The sequence below is a fragment of the Brumimicrobium oceani genome (assembly GCF_003143775.1).
Lineage (GTDB): Bacteria > Bacteroidota > Bacteroidia > Flavobacteriales_D > Crocinitomicaceae > Brumimicrobium > Brumimicrobium oceani.
The window spans coordinates 301,896-322,293 of the sequence record NZ_QFRJ01000002.1 but is presented as its reverse complement, the minus strand read 5'-3'; the positions used below and the strand labels follow the sequence as shown (position 1 = coordinate 322,293).

15 protein-coding genes are annotated in these 20,398 nt (G+C 36.0%); 6 read left to right on the top strand and 9 right to left on the bottom strand.

Annotated elements, in window-relative coordinates; translation table 11 throughout:
* Window positions 1-165: 165 nt before the first annotated feature.
* Complete coding sequence (gene prfA / locus DIT68_RS04280; RefSeq protein WP_109358572.1) at window positions 166-1,251, bottom strand: peptide chain release factor 1; 1,086 nt, start codon at window positions 1,249-1,251, stop codon at window positions 166-168.
* A gap of 8 nt (window positions 1,252-1,259) precedes the next feature.
* Window positions 1,260-2,426, bottom strand: a complete 1,167-nt coding sequence (locus DIT68_RS04275) for an AIR synthase related protein (RefSeq protein WP_109358571.1) — start codon at window positions 2,424-2,426, stop codon at window positions 1,260-1,262.
* A gap of 897 nt (window positions 2,427-3,323) precedes the next feature.
* Here DIT68_RS04275 and DIT68_RS04270 point away from each other — a divergent pair.
* Complete coding sequence (locus DIT68_RS04270) at window positions 3,324-4,046, top strand: hypothetical protein (RefSeq protein ID WP_146194116.1); 723 nt, start codon at window positions 3,324-3,326, stop codon at window positions 4,044-4,046.
* A gap of 40 nt (window positions 4,047-4,086) precedes the next feature.
* Window positions 4,087-4,245 (top strand): hypothetical protein, encoded by a 159-nt coding sequence (locus tag DIT68_RS16285; protein ID WP_158276106.1) that lies wholly within the window; start codon window positions 4,087-4,089, stop codon window positions 4,243-4,245.
* A 180-nt stretch (window positions 4,246-4,425) separates the two neighbouring features.
* Here DIT68_RS16285 and DIT68_RS04265 read toward each other — a convergent pair whose 3' ends face one another.
* From DIT68_RS04265 to dnaK, 5 genes are all read right to left on the bottom strand, one after another.
* Window positions 4,426-4,767 (bottom strand): hypothetical protein, encoded by a 342-nt coding sequence (locus DIT68_RS04265; protein ID WP_109358569.1) that lies wholly within the window; start codon window positions 4,765-4,767, stop codon window positions 4,426-4,428.
* 137 nt (window positions 4,768-4,904) lie between these two features.
* A complete protein-coding gene (locus DIT68_RS04260; RefSeq protein WP_109358568.1) occupies window positions 4,905-5,615 on the bottom strand; it encodes a T9SS type A sorting domain-containing protein in 711 nt (236 codons plus the stop codon).
* A 232-nt stretch (window positions 5,616-5,847) separates the two neighbouring features.
* Window positions 5,848-6,930, bottom strand: coding sequence for a hypothetical protein (locus DIT68_RS16395; RefSeq protein WP_199223374.1), 1,083 nt, complete (start codon window positions 6,928-6,930; stop codon window positions 5,848-5,850).
* A complete protein-coding gene (locus DIT68_RS04250; protein ID WP_109358567.1) occupies window positions 6,923-7,267 on the bottom strand; it encodes a PadR family transcriptional regulator in 345 nt (114 codons plus the stop codon). The genes DIT68_RS16395 and DIT68_RS04250 overlap by 8 nt, the downstream gene beginning before the upstream one ends.
* 249 nt (window positions 7,268-7,516) lie before the next feature.
* Window positions 7,517-9,424, bottom strand: a complete 1,908-nt coding sequence (gene dnaK / locus DIT68_RS04245) for a molecular chaperone DnaK (RefSeq protein WP_109358566.1) — start codon at window positions 9,422-9,424, stop codon at window positions 7,517-7,519.
* Window positions 9,425-9,934: 510 nt separating this feature from the next.
* On the opposite strand from dnaK, the gene DIT68_RS04240 reads away from it, so the two are divergent.
* The 3 genes from DIT68_RS04240 to DIT68_RS04230 are packed head-to-tail and all read left to right on the top strand — an operon-like array spanning window position 9,935 to window position 16,410.
* Window positions 9,935-13,504, top strand: a complete 3,570-nt coding sequence (locus tag DIT68_RS04240; protein WP_109358565.1) for a DUF7948 domain-containing protein — start codon at window positions 9,935-9,937, stop codon at window positions 13,502-13,504.
* The gene (locus DIT68_RS04235) at window positions 13,505-14,503 is read left to right on the top strand and encodes a PorP/SprF family type IX secretion system membrane protein (RefSeq protein WP_109358564.1); all 999 of its coding nucleotides are present in this window, start codon (window positions 13,505-13,507) and stop codon (window positions 14,501-14,503) included.
* Complete coding sequence (locus tag DIT68_RS04230) at window positions 14,485-16,410, top strand: tetratricopeptide repeat protein (RefSeq protein WP_109358563.1); 1,926 nt, start codon at window positions 14,485-14,487, stop codon at window positions 16,408-16,410. The genes DIT68_RS04235 and DIT68_RS04230 overlap by 19 nt, the downstream gene beginning before the upstream one ends.
* A 75-nt stretch (window positions 16,411-16,485) precedes the next feature.
* Here DIT68_RS04230 and DIT68_RS04225 read toward each other — a convergent pair whose 3' ends face one another.
* Window positions 16,486-16,698 (bottom strand): heavy metal-binding domain-containing protein, encoded by a 213-nt coding sequence (locus DIT68_RS04225; RefSeq protein ID WP_109358562.1) that lies wholly within the window; start codon window positions 16,696-16,698, stop codon window positions 16,486-16,488.
* 472 nt (window positions 16,699-17,170) lie between these two features.
* Here DIT68_RS04225 and DIT68_RS04220 point away from each other — a divergent pair, with 472 nt between their 5' ends.
* Complete coding sequence (locus tag DIT68_RS04220; RefSeq protein WP_109358561.1) at window positions 17,171-19,558, top strand: CotH kinase family protein; 2,388 nt, start codon at window positions 17,171-17,173, stop codon at window positions 19,556-19,558.
* Window positions 19,559-19,853: 295 nt separating this feature from the next.
* Here DIT68_RS04220 and paaD read toward each other — a convergent pair whose 3' ends face one another.
* Window positions 19,854-20,336, bottom strand: coding sequence for a 1,2-phenylacetyl-CoA epoxidase subunit PaaD (gene paaD, locus DIT68_RS04215; RefSeq protein WP_109358560.1), 483 nt, complete (start codon window positions 20,334-20,336; stop codon window positions 19,854-19,856).
* Between the last annotated feature and the right edge of the window lie 62 nt (window positions 20,337-20,398).

Sequence of the window (20,398 nt, the reverse complement as noted above, 5' to 3'; positions counted from 1 at the left end):
ATTCGAACGACCAATGGAACGGACGTTTACTCCCTTTGGTCATGAGATTGCTTCGCTAAGTTTACCAAACGTCCCTACATTGTGTCTTCGAATAATTGTTATTCTATAGGATTTTTGAATTATTTCAAGCCAACCAAAATTCGTAATTAAATTATTCGTAATTATTTAAGCGATTCCTTCTTCCCCTTTCAATTTCTCCGCATTCTCCGCCATTTTCAAAGCATCAATCATTTCTTGAATATCACCATTCATAAATGACGAAAGATTGTACATCGTTTTATTGATTCTGTGATCTGTAATTCTTCCTTGTGGATAATTGTAAGTTCTAATTTTCGCTGATCTATCTCCAGAAGAAACCAATGACTTACGTTTCTCCGCTCTTTCACTCATGATTTTATCCAATTCTACTTGGTATAAACGCGAACGTAAAACAGAAAGTGCTTTGTCGTAGTTTTTGTGTTGTGAACGACCATCTTGACATTCAACCACAATTCCAGAAGGTGCGTGCGTTAATCGAATAGCAGAATCTGTTTTGTTTACGTGCTGTCCACCAGCTCCAGAAGCACGGAAAGTATCACGGCGAACATCTCCCATGTTCAGTTCAACATCAACTTCTTCTGCTTCGGGTAAAACCGCAACAGTAATTGCAGAAGTATGCACACGACCTTGAGATTCTGTTTCAGGAACACGTTGAACACGGTGAACTCCAGATTCAAACTTCATCATTCCGTAAACACCTTCTCCTTCAACATTCATTGAAACTTCTTTGTATCCCGTTGTTCCTTCGTTGGAGTTAATGATTTCAACTTTCCACCCTTTTTCCTTGAAGTACATTGTGTACATTCGATAAATATCCTCAACGAAAATACAAGCTTCGTCTCCACCTGTTCCAGAACGCAATTCAATAATTACGTTTTTGTCGTCTTCTGGGTCTTTTGGAATCAACATGAATTTGATCTCTTCCTCCATTTCTGGGCGCTGGGTCTCTAATTCATCCAATTCCATCTTCGCCATTTCTCGCATTTCCGGATCTTTTTCCTCCGCCAGTAGCTCTTTTGAAGATGCAATATTTTCCAAGACATTTTTATATTCTTGATAAACTTTATCTAATTCTTCTAGGTCTTTGTATTCTTTGTTTAGCTTAACATAACGCTTCATGTCAGAAATAATGTCAGGGTCAACAATTAATTGCCCAACTTCCTTAAAGCGATAATGAATAGCTTCTAATTTGCTTAATAATGTATTATCCATAAATGTGATTAATATTCAAAAGTACCGAATTCCGATGTAATCGTAAGTTTTTTTGTCTCACTTTCTTCAACGCGACCCACAATTTGTGCATCTACATTAAATGATTCTGAAATCTTAATAATGTCTTGTGCAATTTCTTCTGGTACGTAAAGTTCCATTCGGTGTCCCATATTGAAAACCTTATACATCTCTTTCCAGTCCGTTCCTGATTCTTCATGAATCGCCTTAAATAACGGTGGAATAGGGAAGAGCTTATCTTTTACAATATGTAAATTATCTATAAAATGCAGTACTTTAGTTTGTGCACCACCACTACAATGAACCATTCCATGAATGTCTGCACGGTGACTGTCTAAAATTTTCTTAATAATTGGAGCGTAAGTTCGAGTTGGAGAAAGGACTAATTTTCCAGCGTCAAGCGGACTACCTTCAACTTCATCCGTTAATTTGTAGTTTCCACTGTAAACCAAGTCATCAGGAACACTTGGGTCAAAACTCTCAGGGAATTTTTCTGCCAAATATTTATGGAAAACATCATGACGAGCAGAAGTTAATCCATTCGATCCCATTCCTCCATTGTATTCTTTCTCGTAAGTCGCTTGACCAGAAGAGGAAAGACCAACAATAACATCACCTGGTTGAATCTTGTGATTAGAAATTACGTCTTCACGTTTCATTCTAGCTACGACAGTTGAATCTACGATAATTGTACGAACCAAATCTCCAACATCGGCAGTTTCACCACCTGTTGAATCAATTCCGATTCCCATTTCACGTAAATCTGCCAATAATTCCTCAGAACCATTTATTAACGCAGAAAGTACTTCACCGGTAATCAGGTTTTTGTTTCGACCAATTGTAGAAGAAACCAAAATATTGTCTGTCGCTCCAACACACAATAAATCGTCCACATTCATAATCAAAGCATCTTGCGCAATACCTTTCCAAACAGAAATATCTCCTGTTTCTTTCCAGTACATATACGCCAATGCAGATTTTGTTCCCGCACCATCAGCGTGCATTACGACACAATGGTCCTCACTTCCCGTCAATAAATCCGGTACGATTTTGCAAAATGCCTTAGGAAAAAGTCCCTTATCAATATTTGCAATTGCATTGTGAACATCCTCTTTCCCTGCGGAAACACCTCTTTGATTATAACGATTATCTGCCATGATTCTTTTACGATTATGAAAGTGCAAAGATAATTAAAATTTGAGAGAGGGTGGTGGTGTTGATTCGTTAATTCGTTAAGTTGTTGATTCGTGGAGTTGTTTGTTTGTAAAGTTAGATAGTTTTCAAGTTCTTTAGTTTTCAAGTTATCAAGTTCTTTAGTTATCAAGTTCTTTAGTTTTAAAGTTATCAAGTTGGGTAATTAGTTAGTTTTTAAGTTTTTAAGTTGGGTAGTTTTCAAGTTCTTTAGTTTTCAAGTTTATTAGTTTTCAAGTTATCAAGTTGGGTAGTTAGTTAGTTTTTAAGTTGGGTAGTTTTCAAGTTTATTAGTTATCAAGTTAGTTCGTTGTAAAGTTATTAGTTAGGTTAGTTTTTATTAGTTGTGCTGACCATATTTCTGGTGATTGGGTTACACTGAGCAAGTGGAAAGTGCTGTATTCTCAAGTAGTGAATTCGTTGATTCGTAATTTTAAAATTCGTAATTCATAATTAAATTTGGCGTCCTTTTCTGTCTGCTCCTCCAATCTGCCTTGCTGAAAAGCTACGCTGTAAAATGCCCTAAAAGGAGCTTCCAAGGTCGCTCTTTCTGAGCGTACAGCTGTGCTTTCATCTGCGTCAGGATTTCCGTTTTCGCCAGGGCCGATTTTGCATTACTGATGGACTTGACATTTAGATAATATTTAATTGAAAGGAATATTTTAGCACTCATGTAGTAGTTTTTTTAGATTTTAGTCACAACACTTGATGGTGAATTATGGAATCTTTAACATGATATGCAGTAAATAGGGCGGTTCATGCTTTTTGAAAGTTTATCTGTATCTTTCTGCCGTTAACCTATATACAAAAAAACGACGCTACATAAAATGAAACGAATAGTTTTAATAGTTACATCCACAGTCTTGCTTAGTACAACTTCATTTGGACAAAAATGGATTCCTGAGACAATTTGTTCAATGGATACCTTGATTGTAGAACCCTATGTTTCGATGAAATATAATCCAGAAAATATAGATGCTATAAATCAGAAGCCATATAGGGTAGTACCATGTCGAACTCGCTCTAAAGTCGGATTTAGGATGGATATTGCAGTTTCCAGCTATTATTACGGTGACAAAACAACAAGTTGGATAGGACAACATGGTGGACCGAATTTTAATTTTATCCTTGTAGTTGATAAGTTGAATTTTGGATTTAGGTTTAAGCCTTGGTCGATTGAATCTAAAAAGGAAATGGAATTTAATGGACAAACACTTCCTACAACAGCCAGACTTAATAACATAAGACTTGATTATTATGTTGGTTACTCAATTGACTTTGAAAAACTGATTTCAGTAGAACCATATATAGGATACAATCGGACATCATTCCTTGTGATTAATGAAGACGAATTAAATCAAGCGTTTTCTTTCAATAAAACTGGTGGACTTATTTTAGGAACGACTCTGAATAAGTATATTAAGATAAAGGAACATGAATACCTATCTGTATTTGGAACAGTTGGATATGGTTTTGTAGATTATGAAAAAATTCATCCTGTTCTAGATAATGGATATTTTGAGTGGAATCTTGGTGTGGCTTATAAAGGATTTGGAACTAAACGATTTAATAAAAGAGTTGATTAAGTAATATGGCTGACATTGTAAAGAAACAACAATGTAGTATATGAAAAATAGCCGATTAGTCCCAGAAACTAAAAATGATGCTAAAAAAAATGAGAACCCTATTATTATTGTTACTTCTATTTACAACTCCTGTATTTGGACAGGCAGAACAAAAATTAAAATTTCAGAAAAAGGAAGGGAGGCAGACTTTTACCGTTAAACTTCCGGCTGACTGATCGATTGAAACAATAGATAGAGAATTGATAAAAGGAGTAATATTTAATCAATCTGACTCCCTATTTTACATCAAATGTAATTTTTATGATACACTAAAAGTCTATGAAATTCGATCGGACAAAACTTTGAATAATAAGCAACGAAGAAAATTGATTGACTCACTTTACAGAGCTGACACAATACAAAGGGAGATAAGTTTTACAGAAATAGAAAGCTTTACTTTTACGCGTGGCGACATTGAGGAATTTAGGTATAGAGCACCAATACTCTTGATTGGTGCAGTTTGAATTGCTTCAGGTGCATATTTTTTGGTTTCTGTTGTGGGCAAACAAGAGGGCGAAGAAATAACACCATTTGAAAAGATTAATACAATTGTTTTTCCAATATCGTTTATCACTGTGCTAAGCTCACCGACAAAGAAAATTAAAACAGACAAATGGAAATCTGAATAGTTCCTTTGTACAACCTCAACTGAAAGATAGGCATAGGTTAAAACAAGTTTCAATTGATTAAGGATTATAGAAACCTAATTTACTTTCTTAATTTAATGATTATATGATGTGGTTCATTTCAAAAAAAAATACAAGCAAAAAAAAAGCTACTAAAATTAATTAGTAGCTTTTTAAAATAGTTTTGGTTATATTATTTAACCATCAATTTGTCTTGGATAACTTGTCCATCTGCATATTTTACTTTGTAGATGTAAATTCCAGATTCTAAGTTAGAAACGTTCACTTTTTCAGTTTTACTTACAGAAGTTGTAGTGTAAACTGCAGCACCGTTTAAGTCATAGATAGCTAATTCAGTAACTTCAGATCCTGTGAATTCAAAGTTTACTTCAGCAACTGCTGGATTAGGGAATACAATAGCAGAGTTAGCAATTACATCACCTTCTGTTTCTACACCAACGTTACCTCCATCAAATGTAATTGTTGAACAAGACATGTTGTTTAGCATATCAGTTTCCGTAACGATTACGTTAGAAGAATCTGAATCTTGTAAAAGAACCATTACACAAAAATCGTGATCATTGTTGTCTGGAACTTGAGGGAATGATAAAGGAGTTGTAAAGTCAAAAGTTCCTCCTACTGGAACATCACCATTTGTTCTATCCATTAAAAAGAAACCTCCTAAAACATCTTGTCCATCAACAGTAATTCCAAACGCTACAGTATCACCAACAACCATTGCACTAGGTCCATTGTTAGTTACTGTGAATGTTAAATTAAAATCAACACCTGCTTCAATTACATCACCAGTTACTGGGCTGTCTAATTGTACAGAAATGTCTTTTTGAGCAATTGTTAGTGAGGCTGTTGCTAAAGCGATAAATGAAAGTAAAAGTTTTTTCATAATTATTTTTTTTAAGATTAAACGCAAATATACATTTTTATTCAGGATTTAAAATCAAAGTTAGTTTGAATGGTCAATTTGATTGATTAAACGACGAAGAATGCGCTTTTGCTTAAAGAGTATTATTTATATTCCAAACTTCCACGAGATTTCTCTCTTGGCCTGAAATAAAAAAAGAGGCCGCACTTTCGAACGATCTCTAATTAACATGTAAAATAATTGAACTTATTTTCTAACTCCATCTATTCAGAAGAGCATTCTCATTATTAATAACTTGAAGTTGAATCATATTTAGCATATCAAAATAAACCTTATCAGAAGGTTTGGCTTGGAATAAAAAATCTGCATCAATTCTTTTTTCAACAGTTGCATACTTAGTGATGAACTCATTATATTCAATTAACTTTGCTACTAAAGCATCGGAAGTGGAATCACTATTGATATGATTTTCCCAATTCGACTTTATTTGATCAACTAAATTAATAATCAAATTTGTATGACTTCGTAATGTTGAAATCTCCATTCTATTTGTGTCTAGTTCAAAGTACAACTCAAGATTTGCATTTTCAATGTTTGCCTTATTCAGTTCAACATATTCATGAATTTTATCTTCAGCCATCTTCGATTTCGAACTGTAGCCTAGGTTTTGGAGTGAAAACAACATACCTCCACAGGCTAACATTAGAACAGAATTAACAATAGTGTTTAATTGCAATTCTGGACGTTTGAATCTTGTGAAAAAATATAAGGGTACATAAATAAATGTAAAAGCAACTACTCCAGAAATCATGATGATATTTGCTCCAGGCCAATGCATTAATTTAAAAATAATACCTATCGTAATTTGCATTGCAAGCAAAAAGCCAACGCTGAAGACCCATTTGTCCTTTCGACTTTCTTCATCCTTAAATTTTAGTATAATTAAAAGAGGTAAAAAAATAAGACTGAATAATCCCCCTCCTAAAACTATCGCAACTCCTGCACCTGGTAAGTGAAAGGTTTTTAATAACGCACCTAAAACGGTAAGGATTGCAGTCGCTAATCCAGTAACTTTTAATGTGTTTTTCATGGCGTAATAATTTTTAAATTTTAGTAAAATCTCGGTCTCCTCTTGGATTTCCTTTAAATCCTTTTTGAAAAACCGAGGCATGATTTTTTTATAGAATTCATAAAAGTCTTCATTATCAGATTTCTCATTCTCGATGATACAGCAAATGTGATCAAGTAAGTTGTATTGAAGATCTTCAATCACAACTCCATTGGCTTTAATATCCTTTAAAATGAAATCTATTTCAACTTCTGTGATTTTATGCATTACTCGGTTTTTGCTGAATGTCTAATAAGTATTTCATTGTTTCGATGAAGTCGGCAAATTCGTTCACCTTTACGAGAACTGTTTTCTGTCCTTGTTCCGTAAGTGTATAATATTTTCGCACTCGCTTTCCAATGTACTCCTTCTCAAATCCGATGTCGCCATTCTTTTCTAAAGAATGCAGAGTGGGATAAAGGGCTCCTTCAGTGATTTTAATTTTACCATCAGTCATTTCTTTTACTGTTTGAGTAATTTCATAACCGTACATTTTACCTCGTTCCTTCAATAGGTTTAAGATAATTGTCTTTAATGTTCCTTTTATTAATTCTGATGTATACATAAGACAAATATACATAAGATTCTTAGGTAAACAAATTTTATACATAAGTTTCTTAGGTATAAAATGAAATGATCTTCAGAATGACCGTAAATAGTGGGTTGTAGGAATGTGTTTTCTTTCTAAGATTCAGGCTTAGTAAAAAGTTAGCTACTGTGTATTTCCACAGCACGGTAGTATTTGTTAAAAATAAGTACAAAAAAAGAGGCCGCTCTTTCGAACGACCTCTAATTCACTTATGAAAAGTTGTTATTACTTTTTATCTTCTTCAACTTCTTCGAAGTCTACATCAGTTACCTCGTCGTCACCAGCTGCGTTTTCTGCACCTGCTGCTCCTTGGTCTGCTGCTCCTTCTTCACCGCCTTGCTTGTACATCTCTTCAGATGCTGCTTGGAATACAGTGTTTAGTTTTTCAGAAGCGTAATTGATTTTCTCAATATCTTTTGCTTCGAATGCTGTTTTTAATGCAGCTAAAGCATCTTCAATCGGTTGTTTTTTCTCTGCTGGAATTTTGTCTCCATACTCAGACAATTGACGCTCAGTTTGGAAGATTTGCGAATCCGCTTTGTTGATTGTTTCAACTTCTTCTAACTTTTTCTTATCTGCTGCTTCGTTGGCTTGAGCTTCATTTTTCATCTTTTCGATTTCCTCTTCGCTTAATCCTGAAGAAGCTTCGATTTTGATGGATTGCTCTTTTCCTGTTCCTTTATCTTTTGCAGAAATGTTCATAATTCCGTTCGCATCGATATCAAAGATCACCTCGATTTGTGGTTCACCTCTTCTCGCTGGTGGAATATCAGTCAATTGGAATCTTCCCAATGTTTTGTTGTCAGATGCCATTGAACGCTCACCTTGAAGTACGTGAATGTCTACTGATGGCTGATTGTCTGCCGCTGTAGAGAATACTTGTGATTTCTTCGTTGGAATAGTTGTGTTTGCTTCGATTAATTTCGTTAAAACACCACCCATAGTTTCAATTCCTAAAGAAAGTGGAATAACGTCTAGTAACAATACGTCTTTCACTTCTCCAGTTAAAACACCACCTTGAATCGCTGCTCCAATCGCAACTACCTCATCTGGGTTAACTCCTTTTGAAGGATCTTTCTTGAATAAGTTCTTCACTGCATCCTGAATCATAGGAATACGTGTAGATCCACCTACTAAGATTACTTCATCAATATCATCAATGGATAAACCAGCTGCTTTTAATGCCTTACGACATGGTGCGATAGTTCTTTCAACGATGTCACCAATCAATTGCTCAAATTTAGCTCTTGGTAAAGTTCTTACTAAGTGCTTAGGAATCCCGTCAACTGGCATAATGTATGGCAAGTTGATTTCCGTAGTTGTAGAAGAAGAAAGTTCAATTTTCGCTTTCTCTGCTGCTTCTTTCAAACGCTGAAGTGCCATTGGGTCTTTTCTCAAGTCAATTCCTTCGTCGTTCTTAAATTCGTCAGCCAACCACTGAATGATTCTCTCATCCACATCGTCACCTCCTAATTGTGTATCACCATCTGTTGATAATACCTCGAATACACCGTCTCCTAATTCTAAGATTGACATATCGAAAGTACCACCTCCAAAGTCAAATACTGCAACTTTTTGGTCAACGTTCTTTTTATCTAATCCGTAAGCTAAAGCTGCTGCTGTTGGCTCGTTGATAATTCTTTTGATTGTTAAACCAGCAATTTCACCAGCCTCTTTCGTCGCTTGACGTTGAGAGTCATTAAAGTATGCAGGAACAGTAACTACTGCTTCTGTAACTTCTTGACCTAAATAGTCTTCAGCAGTTTTCTTCATTTTTTGAAGAACCATTGCAGAGATTTCTTGTGGTGTATATGTGCGGTCATCTATTTTAACACGTGGTGTGTTGTTGTCTCCTTTTACTACTTCGTAAGACATTCTTCCGTCTTCGTTATTTACTTCATCATAAGTTACCCCCATGAATCTTTTAATAGACGAAATAGTTTTTGTTGGATTTGTAATGGCTTGACGCTTTGCTGGATCCCCAACTTTACGTTCTCCTCCTTCAACAAATGCAACGATAGAAGGTGTTGTACGCTTTCCTTCTGCGTTTGTAATAACCACCGGCTCATTACCTTCCATTACTGAAACACAAGAGTTGGTAGTCCCTAAGTCAATTCCAATTATTTTTCCCATATCAATTTTTGTTTATTCTAATTTTTAAATTCTAACTCGCTTGTCCTTTCTCAATTCTTGTGCCACTGGAAATTTATTCGAATATTCAATCATTTTGACACGTTTTGAGCGTTCTGCACTTTTTTTTACTGACAGCTTGTCCTAAAACTGTCAGTATTAGGGTGGATTCATAACTGACAAGTAACATAGCTGGAACGATTTAAATGCTTTATCACTTCTATTATTTAAAACCAAAGCTTTTTTGTCTTTTCTCCTAGGGTGGAATTAAGTGAGAGCACTACTAAAATTGTGTAAAGAATGAAGATAGTTATTCATTTTTACATGAGCATACCCTTCCTTTATCACTTCCTTCAAAAGAAGTATTGGTTTAAACTGCGATAAAGGCATGTGCGAATTTATAAGGCTATTGCTCAAGAAACCCACTTAAATCTGCTTTCATCAAAGGTGGAAATCCGTCACTATCTTTCCTTCTCTTACGCAATTGTAAAAACAATTTACTACATTAGCCTTATGTATCGCATCTCACTATTACTTTATATTTGCTTGCTTGCATTCACCTCAACTGCACAAGAAATCACGCATGCTCATTCAGTACATCATGCTTTTGTGGAAAACAAAGGACAATGGGAAGACCATGTTTTCTTCAAAAACAAAGTGAATGGCGGAAATATGTGGGTAGAGCAAGGGCGAGTGCTATTTCAATTGCAGGATTACTCTCAATTACAAGAAGCACATTTTTCAAAAAAAGAATTCAAAGAAGACATTAGATTCAAGGAGAAATTAGTAGAGTTGGAATTTGTTGATGCTTTGGAAATTCAGAACATTGAAAAGAAAGGAGCGACAGAGCACTATTATAATTATTTCTTGGGAAATGATAAAACCAAATGGGCATCAGAGGTCCGAGGGTTTGAAGAATTCACTTTAAAAGAAATCTACTCTGGAATTGATTTACGATTTATAGAACAGGAAAAACAAATCAAATATGAATTTATCGTAGCACCGAATGCTGTGGCAGATCAGATAAAATTGAAATATACTTTCCAAGATGAATTAGAAATTGACAATGAAGGAAATTTAATTGTGAGGACAAAACTGGGGAATATCATTGAAGAAAAACCTTATGCTTACCAAATTGTAAATGGTAAAATTGTTGAAATACCCTGTCAGTTTGAATTGAATGAAAACAAAGTGACCTTTAAACTAGGTGACTACAATAAAAGAGTGGCTTTGATTATAGATCCAACTCTGGTTTTCGCTACTTACAACGGGGCAGTTTCCGATAATTTCGGAATGACAGCAACTTATGGACATGACGGTTCAGCATTTACTGCGGGTACTATTTATGGAAACTCTCATCCTATGCCAGATCCAAATGCTTTTGATGTGAATTCGAATTTAACAGTGGTGGGTGTGGGTGTAATTACAACCGATGCGTTTATAGCCAAATATTCTGAAGATGGAACCAATTTACTTTGGGCAACCTTTTATGGTGGTGGAGACAATACACAAGGGACAGATGTGCCCCATTCTTTAATTTGTGATAAAGATGATAATGTCTACGTATTTGGTTCAACATCTTCCTTAGATTTTCCAATTGTGAATGGGTTTCAGTCCAATCATGGAGGAGGCTTCCCATTGGCCATAAGCTCGAATGGGACTAATTTTGGAATTCAAGGAACTGATATTTATGTAGCGAAATTTAGCACAAATGGACATAATTTATTGGGCTCAACGTATGTGGGAGGCAGTGAAAATGATGGGGTGAATTATATGATTTCTGCGGGCAATTATCCATCTCCTCTTGCTTATGACAGTTTAACAACCAATTATGGTGATCAATTTCGAGGTGAAATTATGCTGGATTCTTTAAACAATATAATTGTGGGCTCATGTTCGCGCTCTGCAAATTTCCCCTTGAACAATCCCTTCCAAACTTCTTTGGGGGGACAACAAGATGGAGTGGTGTTTAAATTGAAAAATGATTTTTCAAGTCTGCTTTTTTCAAGTTATTTTGGAGGAGCAGAGGCGGACGCCATTTATTCTGTCAAAATTGATTCAAGTTATAATATTGTCTTTGCCGGAGGAACAACCTCTTCCGATTTAGATGTAACAGCCGGCGTTTATCAAAGTGCTTATGCTGGCGGAGAAGCGGATGGATTTATAGGAAAACTTGCTCCTAATGGCTATACTTTAACTCATTCCACATACATAGGAACTGCAAATTACGATCAAACATTTTTTGTTGAAATAGATCGGTTGGACAATGTTTTCGTACTGGGGCAAAGTAATGGTGGAGCTTTCCCCGTTACGAACGCAGTTTATTCAAATCCCAATTCGAGTCAATTTATCGCCAAACTCGATCCGAACTTAACCATTTTGGAAGGTTCGACAGTTTTTGGAAGCGGAAGTACATCTTATGATATTTCTCCTTCAGCTTTTCTGGTGGATATTTGCGGGAATATGTATGTTTCGGGATGGGGAGGAAGCGTTTTTCCCGCAACGCCCGCAATTTCAAATATGCCAATTACAGCAAATGCATTTCAAAGCTCTCCTCCAAGTGGATTTGATTTCTATTTAATTGTGATTGAAAGAGATTTCAATAGTTTACTGTACGGTTCGTATTTGGGAAGTCCGTCTTCTAAAGAGCATGTCGATGGAGGAACGAGTCGTTTCGATAAAAACGGTGTCGTTTACCAAGGAGTTTGTGGGGGTTGTGGTGGATTTAGTGATTTTCCAACCACACCAAATGCTTGGTCCAATCAAAATTTAGCGAATAATTGTAATGCACTGACATTTAAGTTTGATTTCAATTTAATTCCCAAAGCGGAGTTTAGTTTAGATTCTACACTTGGATGTGCTCCTTTTCAGGTCACTTTCTCCAATTCATCTTCTTCCTCAGACCGCTATTTATGGGATTTTGGTGATGGAACGGTTGACTCTACAACACTTAACCCTACAGTCTTATACGACCAACCAGGAACTTATAACGTTGTGTTGATGGTTACCGACTCCACTTGTTTAATAACGGATACAGCTTTTGTGACCATTGAGGTTTTGCCAGCTATTGACTTGGAAGCTTTATCAGATATAAGCTTGTGTGAACCCGACACAATACTGCTCACCGCTGATGCAAATGGGACAGCAAATTCTTTTGTGTGGTCCTCCAACGCTCAGTTCTCCGATACTTTAAATAATTCAACTGCCGATTCGGTTTTACAGATTAACAACCCCGTCGATGGATGGTATTACATTGAGGCCTCAAATGGCGTGTGTAGTGCTATTGATAGTGTTCAGTTTTCATTTACCAGTGCCAGTTTGAGCTTAACAGGCGATACAACTTTGTGTTTTGGGGAGGAGACGATTATTTCTGCCACAAGTAATAATCCAGACCTCACTTTTGTGGACTTTGATTGGGAACCCAACTCTATTATTGTTTCAGGGGATGGAACAAGCGAGGTGACTGTTCAACCCAATGTTTCGCAATATGTTTATGTTACTGCAACTGCCAATAACGCTTGTGTTTTATTCGATTCCATACTTGTTTTGGTGAGTGATATTGATCCATCCACGGTTCTAGCGAATTCCTCAGAAGATTTTGTACCAGTGGGAACGGAAGTAGTTTTATCTGCTGAGCCAGACGGTTTTTCTTACTCTTGGAGTCCCACAGATAATTTAACTGAACCCAATCAACAAGAAACAAATGCTACAATTTATGATGACATCACTTACAAGCTCTCCGTTTCTGATGGGATTTGTAGCAAAAGCACATCGGTAACCATAAAGTCCTTTCCTTATCTTTGTGATGAACCATTTGTTTTTGTTCCCAATGCTTTTTCACCCAATGGAGATGGCGAAAATGATGTACTCTATATTCGCAGTTTAATTGTAGAGGAAGTCACTTTCAAAATTTATAATCGATGGGGAGAAATGGTTTATGAATCCACATCAATGCATGAGGGCTGGGATGGAACGTTTAGAGGAAAGCTTCTTGATCCTGATGTTTATGATTACTATTTAGAAGGGTATTGCATAGATGGACAAGAATTCTTGATTAAAGGAAATATAACATTGATTCGATAATTGAAAGCGATTAAATACATATTGATTTTCTTGTTGTGGTCGAATTTTGTTCAATCGCAAGACATTCACTTTTCTCAATTTGACCATAACCCTGTGTTTCAAAATCCGGCGAACGTGGGGCGTTTTGATGGCGATTATAGAATACACGCCAATTACCGAGACCAATGGCGGAGCGTAACAGCTCCCTTTCAAACCTTATCGATTTCAGGGGAGGTCAAACAAATTTACAAGGATTTTAATGTGGGTGGATTCCTAACTAACGATGTTGCGGGAGATGGTAATTTTCGTACCATAGAATTTCAACCTTCCGTTTCGTATACCTATAAACTAACTCCAGATTCAGTTCACCTTCTGCGCCCGGCTGTTCAATTTGGAATCAATTTTCGATCCTTTGACGCTTCCGAATTAACTTTCGATAATCAGTGGAATGGTTATAAATTCGATGAAACGCTGTCTAGCAATGAAATTTTTCAGTCTCAGAGAAAATCGAATTTTACTTGGGGAGTTGGAGCAGCTTATGAATTTCAAAAAGGAAAACGGCAAAGAATAATTGCAGGACTAGGACTTTTTAATATCAACAGACCAAACCAAGGTTTTTTTAGTGATAAGGTAAAAAGAGACATTCGCTTTAATTTCTACACGCAAGCAGAATACAAAATAGCCCTCGATTGGGATATTTTACCCAGCATTCAAATGAATTTACAAGGGAAGTACAGAGAATTCATCTTAGGTTCACAAGCACGCTATGTGTTAGAAGACCGTTTGGGGAGTTACAAATCTTTCATGGCAGGAATATATATGAGAAGTAGCGACGCTTTTTATATCTCTGCCGGAATGGAGTATCAAAATTATTGGGCGGGAATTTCCTACGACATCAATACTTCGGGTTTATCTCCTGCCAGCAGAAATAGGGGAGGATTAGAACTTAGTTTCCGTTATGTCATTAAAAGATTCAAGCCAAAGACCATAAAACATAGAGTATGTCCAGATTTTATTTAATAGTCCTATTGCTGTTTTTGAGTTTCGCTTCTTCTGGGCAGCAAGAATTAAAAAAATACCTTGATTTCGCTCAAGAAAAGTATGATGAAGGAGATTATGTCTACGCATTGCAGTATTATGAAAAAGCCATGAAAATTGATTCCAATACCATCGATATTTTGTGGGGATATGCCGAAACATTGAGGGCATATAAAGACTATCGAAAAGCGGCTTTCTATTACGGAAAAGTGTATGGCAGAGAGAAAGCACAATTATTTCCTTCGAGTTTATTGCAATATGGATTAATGACTAAACAAACCGGAGACTATGATCAGGCTTTAGAACTTTTTAAGTTAGGAAAAAAGAAATACCGTCAAGACAGAAGGGGATATTTGTACATGAAAAGTCGGGCAGAAGTTCAATCCTGTGTTTGGGCAAAGTCCAATGAGGGTGATACTGCAAATTACATTTTTGAAGCCTTGCCAAAGCACATTAATACACCCAATGCTGAGTTTGGACACAGAATTCACAAGAATCAATTGATTTTTTCTTCTCTTCGAGCGGATTCAATAAGTACGAACGAAGAAGTTTATGACACAACATACAGTACACATCTGTACCGTTCTGCAATGGAAAATGGCGAATATCTAAACGCAAATCAGATTGAGGAATTGGCATTTGATAATATTCATACAGGAAATGGAACTTACAGTTTAGACGGGAGTCGCTTTTACTTCAGTTACTGTGGAGATGATGGACAAAATTACAAATGCAAGATTTTAGTGGCTTATGTTGATGGAGAAAGTTTTGTAGATATCGATACTTTAGGTAGGATCATCAATTCAGAAAATGCAAATACCACAATGCCGTTTATAGGAGAATGGATTGGAAGTGAAGTTTTGTTCTTTGTTTCCGACAGAGAAGGAGGCAGAGGAGGAATGGACCTTTGGTATAGTTTTATAAAAGATGGAAATCAATATGAAAAACCAATCAATATTCGCACTTTAAACACGGTAGACAATGAGCTATCTCCCTTTTGGGACGCAGAAAACCAAACGCTTTACTTCAGTAGCTCTTGGTATAATGGTTTTGGCGGCTATGATGTTTTCAAATCGACTTACAATACCGCTTTTTCGGAACCTGAAAACCTGATGGAGCCCATTAATTCACCAGCCAATGATCTGTATTATTTCGAAACGTCTAAAGGAGATTCCGCATTCTTTAGTTCCAATAGGTTGGGGAGTAACTACAGCAAGAATCCAACTTGTTGCAGTGATATTTACAGTGTCAGAAAACCATTAATTGCCTTACCGCCAACCATTGAAGAAAGCTTTGAAGAATTGAATAAAAGACTTCCTGTGACCTTGTATTTTCATAATGACATGCCTAATCCCCGATCAACAGATACGGTTTCGAATGTAAATTATATTGATAGTTATTACGATTATATTTCAAGGATAGACAACTATAAAAATGAATATTCTAAAGGATTGAAAGGCGAAAAGAGTGAAGATGCAAAAGATGATATTGAAGATTTTTTCACTGAATATGTAAAACAAGGTGTCCAAGATTTGAATCAATTCATGGATTTACTGAAAGATGAATTAGAAAAAGGAAGAAAAATTGAATTGACCGTAAAAGGCTTTGCCAGTCCATTGGCGAAATCTGATTATAACGTGAAGCTTACTAAAAGAAGAATAGCTTCCATGGTGAATTATTTAAGTAGCTATGAAAATGGATTTTTTGTTCCTTATTTAAGTGGAAACGCGGAAAATGGAGGTTTATTAAGTATTGTTCAAATTCCATTTGGAGATTCTCAATCAGACAAGATAGTGAGTGATAATCCCAATGATAAAAAGAATTCGGTTTATTCTAGGGCTGCAGCCAGTGAAAGAAAAATTGAAATTCAGAGTGTTGATTTGTTGTAGGGGCGATTTTCATAATCGCCCTTACACAAATCGCCCTTACTAATAGCGCTAATGCAATCTCTGCCTTAACTCTTGTTATGCATCAATCACCTGAAGGTCCATTTCGCAAAGAGGACATTGCCCTTCTTCTTCATACGTTTTTCCATCTTCACAGTCCATTGGGCATTGGTAAACTGCTTTTTCAGCTGTTTGTTCTTGTGTTTCAGTTCCCTCAGAACCACATGCAGTAAACATCATTCCCGCCAGGAAAAACATTCCAGTAGCCATTAAAATTTTTGCTTTTTTCATCTTGTTTATTTTTTGAGTTAGCACTCTATTTTCAAATTTTCCACCAAGATAATAATTTTTGAATTAATATTTATGGCTATTCATGACTGAAAAACGAGGGTGCCAATTTCATGCTGTTTTTATGAGTAATTCTGAATATCGTTTTCCACAAGAGTTGGTATAAAGCGCTAACAAATGAAATAGCTTTAGTGGGGGATTAAGAATATTAAAAAAAATTAAGCGTACGTCAGTTTTGAAAAAAACTATTGCTTAGACGAAGGGGATGAGGTCAATTAGGCGAGCAGTATAGCCTTCCAAATAAATACTACCTTTGTATTGATTTTTTACAAAGTGTAAAACAGAGTTTAAGCATAGAATTTTCTGAGATAAAGCATTCTTTTTGATATTAATTCTATATTTTTAATCATAGGTTCTTGGAAACCTACAATATGATCCTATTTTGATTGATATGAAGGATCAGGAAAAATGAAATATGACGAACATTACTGAATTTTTTAATACTATTAGAAAGTGGTCATGGACTTTGCCAATCAACCGAAACTTTAGTGCACAGATTTTCGGTATTTTGGTTCTATTGTTTGGCCTCGATTTAAGTCTTTATGCCCAACTTGTTCAAGCACCTACTTTGTCTCATTCTTCTGGTTTTTATTCCGAAGAATTTAGTTTGAGTATAGCAGCAGAAAACCCAAATGACATTATTCTATACACTCTTGATGGTTCTGTACCAAAAATTGAGCATTTGTCTGGAAAAGAGTGGAAGTATAAATTAAATTATAAGGTCAATCCTAGCGATAATGAGGGCCAACTGATCAATGATACCCTTTGGACAAAGGAATATGTTGGTCCCATTTCTATTAAAGATATAAGCAATGATTCAGATAAGATAGCCGATATTTCCACAAGTTATTTGACCAATGATACTTATTATGCTCAGTCAAAAGCGCTAGAAACACCTGTTTATAAGGGAGTATGTTTGCGCGTTGTGGCGTATAGAGACGGAATTTATAGTGATGAGCTAACAAAAAACTATTTTATAGGTGAAGAGCGTAAATACTCAATCCCAATGGTTTGTTTGGCCATTGAACCTGATCAGTTTTTTGGTTTTGTCACAGGAATAAATGTGCCTGGAATAGATTTTGATAACTGGCGAATGCTAAACCCACAAATCGCCCTGGATAATTACCAAAGTATTTTTAGTGCACCAGGAAACTTTAGGCGTAAAGGGATCAACACAGAGTTGAAAATTAATTTTTCCTATTGGGTAGAAGGAAATGAGGTGCTAAACCACGGGGCTGGAATAAGAATTAATGGAAACACAAGCAGGTATTATCCAAACCGGAGTTTAAGGTTGTATGCCAAAAATGGATATGGTCCAAAAAAATTCGAGTATCCTTTTTTCGAAGACTCAGAGGAAGATGAGTTCAAGAGGTTGATTTTGAGAAATGCCGGAAATGATACCGAAGCTTCTTCCGTGAGAGATGCTTTTGTGGGAGATGTTTCGGAAGATTTAAATGTTATCGCTCAAGCATACCAACCCACAATAGTATTTATAAATGGAGAATATCACGGACTCTATAACTTAAGGGAACGCTTCGACAAAAAGTATTTTAATCAACATTTCGGAATTCATGAAGACAGTTTGGATTACATCAAAATAAATGAAGCAAAAGAGGGGAATACCATTGCTCTTGAACAGCTCTATCAATTCATGTTGGCCAATGATTTTACTGATGATAACTTACTCAAAGCATTAGCTGAAAGGGTAGATTTAGATAACTTAATTGATTTTTACATCGTTGAGACATTTATGGGAAATTGGGATTGGCCCCATAATAACCATGAATTGTTTAGAAAGCGAGTCGATTTTGATAGCTTGGCTGAATTTGGTAACGATGGCAGATGGAGATTTTTGGTGAAGGACTTGGACGCTTCTTTGGGAATAGCTCCACATCACGCAGATTATACCTCAAATGATTTTGAACAGTTTAGGGAAGCATCTGGTCATGAAGCAATCGACCGACTCATCCTACCGTTTGTTTACTCCATGAAAAATTCAACTTTTAAGCATCGATTTATAAATAGGTATTGTGATGTTTTGAATTCAACTTATAAAACAGATGTTTTACAAAAGCGATTGGAGGAAATGACCAATGTAATTAGACCAGAAATCAGTGAAAGTGCGCAGCGTTGGAATCCACAGAATAAATATCTGTTGTATTATTGGCCGGTTTATTCATTGAACAAGTGGGAACAACATGTTGAAGTGATTTATGAATACATAGAAAATAGAGCTTCTTGGGTACGTACTCATTTGAATGATGAGTATAGTTTGGGCACAGAAAAAGAGATTATTTTAGATGTTTCCGACAACAATGGGGGAATCATTCATGTAAACACCTTGAAGTTAAATGAAGATTTAGCAGGGGTAAACCAAAATGCTGTTTATCCTTGGAAGGGGATTTATTATTCCGAGGTTCCAGTGCTATTGAAGGCAGAAGCTAAAGCGGGTTTTGAATTTACACACTGGTCTGGAAAGGTAAATAGTACATCGAAAGAATTGAGCGTGAAAATAGACGATGTGAATTACCTTAAAGCGAATTTTAAAAGAACAGGAGAGAGTATTTCTGAGGAGGAAAAAGTAAGTGTTTTTCCTAATCCCTTCAGTGAATTCATCAATATATATGCCGAAAGTTACGAAGGAGAATATAAGCTCGTTGATATGAAGGGAAGCATCGTTTCGGAAGGAAAGTTGACTTCTACTCACATTGATTTGTCACATTTAAAAAGCGGTGTTTATTTTTTAAACATAATCTATGAATCGGAAATAATTAGGAGAAAACTCTTGAAAATTGCTCAATAGAATTTAATAAATGGCTGCTGTTATATTGAAAAATGAATAATAGAAAGCGCGATTCGGAGAGCTAACATCACTGTGACAAGCAAAATGAACTGATTTCGTCTTTATCTTCCGGTGAAAATCTTTTCTAATCTATTTGTTATCCATGTGCTTTGCAAGAAAAGATTAATAGGGTTATACGATAGAGCTTATTGCGACTTAAATGGGTAGCACTAAACGTTTAATCTCAATGGCACGTGATGTCCCAAATAAATCGTGGTAGAACCAAAAAAAAGTGATTTTTACAAATAATGCTATACTATTTCAAACATTTGAAATAGTCAAAAGGCTCTTGGCAGTCATTACATTGGTAGAGGGCTTTGCATGCGGTGGAACCAAATTGAGAGACCAATCGGGTATCTTTTGATTTACATAAAGGACAAGGAATTACAGGTTTTTCACCAAAAAGAACAGATTTGTCCCCTTCGTCTTGGGGAGGTGTAATTCCATATTCTTCAAGTTTTTTTCTGCCATTTTCACTGAGCCAATCTGTAGTCCAAGCAGGAGAAAGTACCAATTCAACTTCGGCTGTTAGCTTGTCTTTCTCTAATCTTGATTTTATATCTTCTTCGATTACCTGCATGGCTGGACAACCTGTGTAAGTCGGTGTGATAATAATTTTCCAATGATTGTCATTCACATGAATAACATCGCGAACAACGCCAAGGTCAACCACAGTTAAAACAGGAACTTCCGGATCCGTCACGTCCTCCAACATTGCCCATATATCTTCTGACTTCATATTCAATTACGAGTTATTTAATTACGAATTACGAACCCCTGAACAACGTAAAAAGCGTAATT